Origin of the sequence: Micromonospora sp., assembly GCF_048594385.1 — a bacterium.
Classification (GTDB): domain Bacteria; phylum Actinomycetota; class Actinomycetes; order Mycobacteriales; family Micromonosporaceae; genus Micromonospora; species Micromonospora wenchangensis.
This window is the reverse complement of record NZ_JBMDWU010000351.1, coordinates 1-3,278: the sequence shown is the minus strand read 5'-3', so window position 1 is coordinate 3,278 and position 3,278 is coordinate 1. Positions and strand designations below refer to the sequence as shown.

Here is a 3,278-nt window from a genome sequence, read left to right as displayed (position 1 = left end):
CGTGGGTCTGCGCGGCCGCGACGCCGTACACCCGGTCGTCGATCTTGCCGTAGTCGACCAGGCCGGGCGGCAGGGTGTTCAGGTTGATCCGGCCGCCGTCGACGTAGCCGCCCAGGTCGAGCAGGATGCCGCGCTGGGCGTAGTCGCCGAGCATCGAGTCGTCGATCTGGAACAGGTCGGGCACGTTGCCGCCGCCGGCCTGGGTGGCGAGCCGCTCGTAGTAGCCGCCCTGCCCCTGCCAGGTAACCCGGAAGGTGACCTGCGGGTTGCGGGCCGAGTACAGCCGCAGGGCCCGTTCGGTGGCCTCGGCCCGTCGGGTGCCGCCGTACCAGAAGACCGACAGCTCCACCGGGCCGTCCGGCGTCGGCGACTCCGCCTCGACGCCGCATCCGCTCAGCCCGCCCGTGGCCAGCAGCGGGACACCGAGCAGCGCGCCGAGCAGCCGCCGCCGGGCCGGGTCGACGCCGGGCCGGACCAGCGGGGGACGCACAGCGGACACGGGGTGCTCCTGGGGACGGGCGGGCCGGTAGCCGGACCATTCACGCAGGTGGCGCGGCCGGGTGTCAACGCCCGCCCGGCCCGCCCCCCGGGTGGGCGACCCGGCCGGCGTCGTCCCCGTGGTGTACTAGGGCACGTGGAACTTCTGCACTCCGGCAAGGTCCGGGACGTCTACGCGGACGGCGACGACCTGATCCTGGTCGCCTCCGACCGGATCTCCGTCTACGACGTGGTGCTGCCCACCCCCATCCCCGACAAGGGGCGGCTGCTCACCGCCCTGTCGCTCTGGTGGTTCGAGCAGCTCGCCGACCTGGTGCCGCACCACGTCATCTCCACCACCGACGTGCCGGCCGAGTTCGCCGGCCGGGCGATCCGCTGCCGCCGGCTGGACATGGTGCCCGTCGAGTGCGTCGCCCGGGGCTACCTGACCGGTGGCGGCCTCAAGGAGTACGAGCGCACCGGCGCGGTCTCCGGCGTGCCGCTGCCGCGTGGCCTGGTCGAGGCGTCGATCCTGCCGGAGCCGATCTTCACCCCGTCGACCAAGGCACCGGCCGGGGAGCACGACGAGCCGATCACCTTCGCCGACGTGGTGGACAAGGTGGGTGCGGAGACCGCCGAGCGGCTGCGCCAGATCACCCTGGACGTCTACCGGCGGGGTGCGGAACTCGCCGCCGACCGGGGCATCCTGGTCGCCGACACCAAGATCGAACTGGGCTGGGCGACGGACGGCACCCTGGTCCTCGGCGACGAGGTGCTCACCTCCGACTCGTCCCGCTACTGGCCGGCCGAGTCGTACCAGCCGGGCCGGACCCAGTTCTCCTACGACAAGCAGTACGTCCGGGACTGGGCGACCAGCAGCGGCTGGGACAAGCGGGCCCCCGCGCCCGAGGTCCCCGCCGACGTGGTCGAGGCGACCCGGGCCCGTTACGTCGACGTCTACGAACGGCTGACCGGCGAACGCTGGTCCTGACCCGCCGCGCCCCGGCCGGCCCGTGGCGGGCCGGCCGGACAGCGGTCAGCTGCCGCCCAGCGCGGTCTTCGGCTCGGCCCGGTAGGAGCGGTCCTCGGCCTGCTTGCCGAGCACGCCGCCACCCGGCGTCTCCACACTGAACGCCTGCTCGTCGGTGACGATCCCCGGACCGGCGCGGTGCTCGGCCCGGGCGTCCCGCTTCGCGGCGGGGGTTCGCCGGGGCGTCAGCTCCGGCGGCACCGGCTGACCGCCGCGCGGCTGCGGCAGATCACCCTCGACATCTACTGCCGGGGCGCGGAGCTGGCCGCCGACCGGGGCATCCTGGTCGCCGACACCAAGATCGAGCTGGGCTGGGCGGCGGACGGCACCCTGGTCCTCGCCGACGAGGTGCTCACCCCGGACTCGTCCCGCTTCTGGCCCGCCGAGTCGTACCAGCCGGGCCGTACGCAGTTCTCCTACGACAAGCAGTACGTGCGGGACTGGGCGGCGGGCAGCGGCTGGGACCGGCGCGAACCGGCGCCCGAGGTGCCGGACGAGGTGGTCGAGGCGACCCGGGCCCGCTACGTGGACGTCTACGAGAAGATCACCGGCAACCGCTGGGAGTGACCCCGGCGCCGGTCGTCACTCGCTGCGGTGCCGGCCGATGTGCTGCTCGGTGGGGAGGGTCGCGGAGGTGATGCGGACCGTGGTGCCCTCCGGGCCGGTCTCCACGTCCATCGCGTCGGTCAGCTCGCGGGCCAGCCAGAGTCCCCAACCGCCGGCGGTCTCCGGCGCCGGCCGGCTGCGGTCGTCGAGGCGCTGCACACTGATGCCCTGACCGTGGTCGGAGACCTCGCACATCACCAGTTCCGACTGCCGCCAGAGCCGGAGCCAGCCCCGCCCTCCGCCGTGCCGGACCGCGTTGGTGATCAGCTCGTTGACCGCGAGCACGAAGTCGTCGAGGCGGTCGTCGCGCAGCCCTGCGGCACGCACGCACGAGGCGACCGAGTGCCGCAGCTCGGTCACCTGTGCCTGGTCGAAGGCGTCGGCGATCAGGAGGGTGTGTTCGATGGGCACCACCGTACGCGGTGTGCGGGGTTCTGCGTTCGTCATGGCCCCGTCCCGACAGGAGATCGCAGAGCTTTAAGCGGCTTTTACCACCGTACGTCAGGATTCGTGGGACCGCATCGGCGAGGACCCGTCACACAGGCTGTGGCATGGTGACGGGCGTGTCCGCCCCCGGTGGTTTCGAACTCCCTCTCTGGCGGGCCGTCGCGGTCTTCCGGGTGGCCTCGCTGGCGTACGTCTGCGTGGTCGTGCTGCGCGACGCGGACCGCTACGCCCACCCTCTGCTCGCCGGGGTGCTGGTGCTGGTGTTGGCGGGCTGGACCGGGGTCACCGCGATCGGCTACGCCGCTCCGGCCCGGCGCGGCTGGCCGCTGCTCCTGGCCGATCTCGGCGTCGTGGTGGCGATCCTGCTGGCCACTCCCTGGGTGATGGGCCGCGACGCGCTGGACGCCGGCCTGCCGACCATGGCGGTGGCCTGGTTGAGCGGCCCGGTGCTGGCCTGGGCGGTCTGCGGCGGACGGCGACGCGGCGCGCTGGCCGCTCTGGTCGTCGGCGCCACCGACCTGGCCACCCGGGGGATGGCCACCCCCACGGCGATCAACGGCGCGATCCTGATGTTGCTCGCCGGCGTGGTGGTCGGGCACGTCGCCCGGCTCACCGTGACCGCCGGGGAGCGGTTGCCGCGGGCGGTCGAGATCGAGGCCGCCAACCGCGAACGGGAACGCCTGGCCCGTGACATCCACGACTCGGTGCTCCAGGTGCT

The 3,278-nt window shown here is 73.5% G+C and carries 4 protein-coding genes and 1 pseudogene; 3 read left to right on the top strand and 2 right to left on the bottom strand.

The window, feature by feature from the left end; all coding sequences use genetic code 11:
* Positions 1-499: ABC transporter substrate-binding protein (locus ACOJTC_RS18825; RefSeq protein WP_420117860.1), on the bottom strand; the 499-nt coding region annotated here is incomplete at its 3' end.
* Between the two features lie 135 nt (positions 500-634).
* Between ACOJTC_RS18825 and ACOJTC_RS18820 the strand changes: the two genes are divergently transcribed.
* Both ACOJTC_RS18820 and ACOJTC_RS18815 read left to right on the top strand, forming a co-directional pair.
* Complete coding sequence (locus tag ACOJTC_RS18820) at positions 635-1,468, top strand: phosphoribosylaminoimidazolesuccinocarboxamide synthase (protein WP_204926790.1); 834 nt, start codon at positions 635-637, stop codon at positions 1,466-1,468.
* A 246-nt stretch (positions 1,469-1,714) separates the two neighbouring features.
* A pseudogene (locus ACOJTC_RS18815) lies at positions 1,715-2,074 on the top strand (phosphoribosylaminoimidazolesuccinocarboxamide synthase); the annotation flags it as partial.
* 15 nt (positions 2,075-2,089) lie between these two features.
* Here ACOJTC_RS18815 and ACOJTC_RS18810 read toward each other — a convergent pair.
* Positions 2,090-2,560, bottom strand: coding sequence for an ATP-binding protein (locus ACOJTC_RS18810; RefSeq protein WP_131056427.1), 471 nt, complete (start codon positions 2,558-2,560; stop codon positions 2,090-2,092).
* 116 nt (positions 2,561-2,676) lie between these two features.
* Here ACOJTC_RS18810 and ACOJTC_RS18805 point away from each other — a divergent pair.
* A partial coding sequence (locus ACOJTC_RS18805; protein ID WP_420117859.1) for a DUF5931 domain-containing protein occupies positions 2,677-3,278 on the top strand: 602 nt, incomplete at its 3' end.